Source organism: Bradyrhizobium sp. (genome assembly GCF_035273305.1).
Lineage (GTDB): Bacteria > Pseudomonadota > Alphaproteobacteria > Rhizobiales > Xanthobacteraceae > Bradyrhizobium.
In genome coordinates this window covers 1-5,429 of sequence record NZ_DATEPI010000155.1, presented here as the reverse complement: position 1 = coordinate 5,429, position 5,429 = coordinate 1, and the positions used below count along the sequence as shown (strand labels likewise).

The 5,429-nt window shown below is 60.8% G+C and carries 4 protein-coding genes; all 4 read left to right on the top strand.

From position 1 onward, the window contains the following. Positions 1–1,545: tripartite tricarboxylate transporter permease (locus tag VJV58_RS10870; protein ID WP_324137348.1), on the top strand; the 1,545-nt coding region annotated here is incomplete at its 5' end. 25 nt (positions 1,546–1,570) lie between these two features. Continuing rightward, positions 1,571–2,605 carry a Bug family tripartite tricarboxylate transporter substrate binding protein gene (locus tag VJV58_RS10865; RefSeq protein ID WP_324137347.1) on the top strand — a complete coding sequence of 345 codons (1,035 nt, stop codon included), beginning with the start codon at positions 1,571–1,573 and terminating at the stop codon, positions 2,603–2,605. A 6-nt stretch (positions 2,606–2,611) separates the two neighbouring features. After that, entirely contained in the window at positions 2,612–4,990 is a 2,379-nt protein-coding gene (locus VJV58_RS10860; protein ID WP_324137346.1) for a xanthine dehydrogenase family protein molybdopterin-binding subunit, read from the top strand. A 10-nt stretch (positions 4,991–5,000) separates the two neighbouring features. Then, the coding region (locus VJV58_RS10855; protein ID WP_324137345.1) for an FAD binding domain-containing protein at positions 5,001–5,429 on the top strand (429 nt) is incomplete at its 3' end.

Genomic DNA, 5,429 nt, shown 5'->3' with positions numbered 1-5,429 from the left:
GTTGCAGTCCTCAGCGGTCGGGCGCCGCTGAAAGGTTTTGCTGGTGCTGGGCTTGGCATCATGCTGGCGATGATCGGTTCGGGTTCACAGACGGGCGAGGAGCGCTGGACGTTCGGGACTCTGTATCTCTGGGATCACCTGCCGTTGGTGCCGTTCACGCTCGGCCTGTTTGCGATGCCGGAGCTCGCCGAGATGGCGATCCTGCGCACGAGCATCGCCCGAAATGCCGCTGACGTGGATTTCTCGTTCGCCGCACAGTGGGAAGGAGCGCGCGACGCGCTGCGTCACTGGTGGCTTGTCCTCCGCTGCGGCTGGCTCGGTGCGCTGCTCGGCACGGTACCTGGCTTGGGTGCGGCATCGATCGACTGGATCGCCTACGGACATGCGGTGCGCACGGAGAAGAAGGATGCCGCTTTTGGCAGCGGTGACATCCGCGGCGTGATCGCGCCGGAATCGTCTAACAATTCGAAAGAAGGCGGGCATCTCGTCACCACCATCGCATTCGGCGTGCCCTCCGGCGTCTCGATGGCCGTGCTGCTCAGCGCATTCCTGCTGCACGGCCTCGTGCCGGGTCCAGATATGCTCACGAAGCATCTCGACGTGACGTTCCTCATCGTGTGGAGCCTCACGCTCGCGCATGTGATCGGTGGTGCAGTTTGTCTTGCCGCGAGTGGCACATTCGCACGGCTTGCGCGCGTCCCGGCGGGCAAATTGGTGCCGATCGTGCTCGCACTGATGTTCCTCAGTGCATTTCAAGGGTCGCAAAGTTGGGGCGATCTGTACTCCCTCGTCATCTTCGGCGCCATTGGCTGGCTTATGAAACTGTTCAATTGGCCACGGCCGCCGCTGATGCTCGGATTCGTGCTCGGCGGGGTGTTCGAGCACAACCTGTTCATCTCAACCGAGATCTACGGTTGGACTTGGCTTTACCGCCCCGCTGTGCTGGTCATTCTGACGGTGACTTTGTGGCTCGTTCTCGGCCCATTGCGCAACAATCTGCGCGACGTGATCCGCAGCTTCCGCAGTCACGATGGGGTACGGCTTCAGGTGACGCCATCGGTCGCGTTCAACGCCGTCTTGCTCGCCATCACAGGCGCAGCCTTCTGGCAAGCCAGCGTATGGCCGTGGCAATCGAAGCTTGTGCCGGATACTGCGGCTTATGTCGTGCTTGCCGCTGGCACGCTGAACTTGATCATGGAATTGCTTTTCGCGCGCGCTCCGGAGGGAGAACCGCACACGCACGGAGCAATGGACTCCGTTCTGGCCGGACCAATGCCGCTAGACCGCACATTGCGGCATTTTGCCTGGATGATCGCCTTCCTCGCGGTTGCTTACGGAATCGGTCTGCTGCCGGGTCTGTTCGTCTTGATTCTACTACACAGCCGTTTTGAATTCGGCGAACGCTGGCAGACCGCATTTATTTCCGCTGCGGTGGTGACCAGTTTGTCATGGATCGTGTTCGAGAAGATATTTGCGCTGGTTTGGCCCCAGTCGATCCTCGGCGACATGATGTTGAGCCTGGCGTCGAACTGGCGCATCATCTGACGGGCGACCGTTAAGGGAGGCAAAAATGAAAAAGAAACTCTACAACATCGCTATAACACTGGCGTTCTCTTCCGCCACGGTATTTGGCGCTGCTTCGGTTCGGGCTCAGGACGTCGCTTCCTTTTATAAGGGCAAGACCATCAGCGTGGTCGTAGGCTTCAGCCCAGGCGGCGGCTACGATCTCTATGCGCGCGTGGTCGCGAAATATCTGAGCACGCACATACCGGGCGAGCCGACCCTGATTGCGCAGAACATGCCGGGCGCAGGTTCGCTGCGCGCCGCGATGTATCTCTACTCGGTCGCGCCGAAGGATGGCACCGCGATCGGAATCTTCTCTCGCGGCATGCCGCTCTCACCTTTGTTCGGATTGCCCGGCGCGCATTTCGATGCGACCAAGTTCACCTGGCTCGGCAGCGTCACGAAGGATACGGTCACGTGCATTTCGTGGAAAACGTCGCCGGTGAAGGCATGGGCAGACTTGTTCCAGACCGAATACAGGGCGGGAGGCGAAGGTAAGGGGGCGGATCCAGACGTCTACGCGACCCTGATCAAGAACTCGTTTGGCGCGAAGGTGAAGCTGATCACTGGCTATGCCGGATCCTCCAACATCTCGCTTGCGATGGAGCGCGGCGAGCTCGACGGCATGTGCGGGATTTCCTACAGCACGTTGCGCAGCACGCATCCGGACTGGCTGAAGAACAAGGACGTGAACCTGCTGGTACAGGGCGCGCTGGAGAAAGATTCGGAAATGCCGAACGTCCCCTTCATGCTCGATCTCGCTAAGTCTGGCGAACAGAAACAGATGTTGCGGCTGACATTGGCTCCGCAGGCGATGGCGAGGCCGTTCGTGGCGCCCCCGGGTGTACCGGCGGAACGGGCCAAGGCATTGCAGAAAGCGTTCGATGATACGATGAAGGATCCAGATTTTCTTGCCGAAGCCAAGCGCCTCAACTTGGACGTCAACCCGATGAGCGGTCAACAGGTGAGCGAACTGCTGACGAGCCTCTACGCCACACCTAAGCCGCTCGTGCAGCAGGCGAAGGCCGCGCTCGGCTACTGAGTCCACGTGCACCACGCAAGGCATAACCCGTCTAGCGTGATCGGCGCATCGATTCCGCGTATCGAAGACAGACCCCTGCTCACTGGAAAGGGGCGGTTTGTCGACGATATTTCGCTCCCTGCCTTGCGGCATTGCGCATTCGTGCGCAGCACTTTGGCACATGCCGTGATTGGGAACATTGACACGAGCGCGGCTGCCGTGCTGCCGGGCGTGCAGGCCGTGATGACCGTTCGTGATTTCATGCCGGTCATCACGGATGCGCGCATGCCCCTCGGCGCTATCGGAGCGGGCAAGAAGAACAACAGTACGCCGTTCGTACTGGCAAAGGGCGAAGTCGCCTACGTGGGCGAGCCGATCGCATTGGTGATTGCCGAGAGCCGGTATGTCGCGGAAGACGCGGCCGATCTCGTGCATGTGGATTACGAGCCGCTGCCGGTGGTCCATGATGCGCGGCAGGCGATCGAACCCGGCGCGCCAACCGTCCGTCGTGAGCTCAGTTCCAACATCCTGAACACGCTGAAGGTCGCTTACGGCGATATCGACGTCGCGTTCGGCAATGCAGCGCACGTGTTCAGCGACGAGCTTCTGCAGCATCGCGGTTGCGGGCAATCGATCGAAGCGCGCGGCGTGCTCGTTGAGCCGCGTCCTTCGGACGGCAGTCTATGCGTGTGGTCTTCGACGCAGATGCCGAACGACGTTCACGCCATGCTCGCGCAGGTGCTCGGGATAGATGATACCCTCATTCGCGTGATCACTCCTGACGTTGGCGGCGGCTTCGGCCCGAAATACTGTGTTTACCCGGAGGAGATGGCCTTGGCTGCGGCGGCGCGCCTCGCCGGCGTTCCCCTGAAATGGATCGAGGACCGGCGGGAGACCTTTCTGGCTTCGATTCAGGAGCGAGACCAGTATTGGACGCTGCAAATTGCGGTAGACGCAGACGCGCACATTCTCGGCATCCGTGGCCGGCTGCTGCACGACCAGGGAGCCTATGCGCCGAAGCCGGTCAATTTGCCGTACAATTCTGCGACAGCGATGAGTGGACCATACATCGTGCCTGCTTATGCGATGGACGTGGTGATCGCGCACACCAATAAGGTGCCGGTCTCCTCGGTGCGCGGCGCAGGTTACCCGCAGGCTGCATTCGCAATGGAGCGGATGCTTGACCTTGTCGCGAACGAACTCGGGCTCGACCGTGCGGAAGTCCGGCGTCGCAATCTCATTCCGCCAGACAAGATGCCGTACAAAAAACCGCTCAGCGTCCGCTCGGGCGCAGCGATTGTCTACGACAGCGGCGACTATCCAGCCGCACAGGCGAAAGCTTTGGTGGCCGCGGATTGGAATGGATTTGCTGGGCGTAAGAAGGCGGCGCTTGCGCAAGGCCGGCATATTGGCATTGGCCTAGCCAACGCTGTGAAAGGCACTGGCCGCGGACCGTTCGAAAGCGGAAGCGTGCGTGTGAGCCCGTCGGGACAGGTCAGCATCTTCACCGGAGCCGCCGCGATGGGCCAAGGCTTGGCCACCGCGCTGGCGCAGATTTGCGGTGCGGAGCTGGGCATCGCGCCGGAAAATATCCGTGTAGTTGCTGGAGATACGGCGACTTCACCCTTGGGGCTCGGAGGCTTCGCCAGTCGGCAGCTCGTCACCGCCGGGTCGTCGGTGCATCTCGCCGCTAAATCCGTCGCGGCGAAGGCGAAGCGGCTTGCCAGCCACATTATGGAGACTGCCGAAGACACCTTGGAGCTGACCGACGGACATGTGCGCGTGCGCGGTGGGAATCGTAGCCTGAGTCTCGCCGAGCTGGCCGGCATCCTAAGGGGCGCTCCCGGCTACGGATTTCCGAGCGACATAGAGCCCGGCCTGTCCGCCTCCATGCATTGGCGCACCGATGCTCTCGCGTACGCAAATGCGTGCCATGTCGCCGAAGTAGAAGTCGACGTGGACTGCTGCGCCGTGCGCATTCTGCGTTACGTCGCATTCAACGACTCCGGTCGCATGATCAATCCGACCATCGTCGAAGGCCAAGTCGTCGGCGGCATAGTACACGGCATCGGCAATGCGCTATACGAATTGATGAATTACGACGACAACGCGCAACCGCTCTCGACCACTTTTGCTGATTATCTGTTGCCGTCACTGAGTGAAGTTCCGTCCATCGAGTGCTTGTATGAAGAGACGGATTCGCCGATGAATCCGCTCGGCGTAAAAGGCGTCGGTGAGGCCGGGACCATACCCGCGGCTGCCGCGATCTTGTCGGCAGTCGAGGACGCGCTTTCCCCGTTTGGAATCAGAATTTCGCGCACGCCGATGCGGCCGAAGACGTTGTTTGAAGTCATCGCGGCGGCGCGCAGCAAGCATTCCAGCAGGCCACAAACGCGGATGCTTTAGGGTTTAGCCTATGCCAAGTTTCGACGTCCTCGAACCACGCTCACTCGAAGAGGCCTTCTCATTTCTCGATCCCGAAGATTCGTCGGTCCGGCCCATCGGGGGTGGTACGGCCCTGATGTTGATGATGAAGGCGCAGATCTACAAGCCGACCCGCCTCGTCAGCCTCCGCCGATTGAACGGCATGTTCACAGGTATCGACCTTAGAGACGATGGGAGCATCTTTCGCCTCGGAGCGATGACAACCTTCGCCGAACTGGAACATTCGCCAGAAATCGGGCGCCGCTTGCCTGTCATCCCGCGTACGATGAGCACGCTAGCTAACGTGCGCGTCCGCAACGTTGCCACCGTCGGCGGCAATCTGGCGCATGCCGATCCGCACCTTGATCTCCCGCCTGTGTGGTTTGCACTCGATGCGAAGGTCAAAGTTGTGGGACGGAGC

What these genes read in the sequence shown, in the direction of transcription:
- VJV58_RS10865 (WP_324137347.1), top strand. Translation starts at nt 1,571, where the DNA reads ATGAAAAAGAAACTCTACAACATCGCTATAACACTGGCGTTCTCTTCC.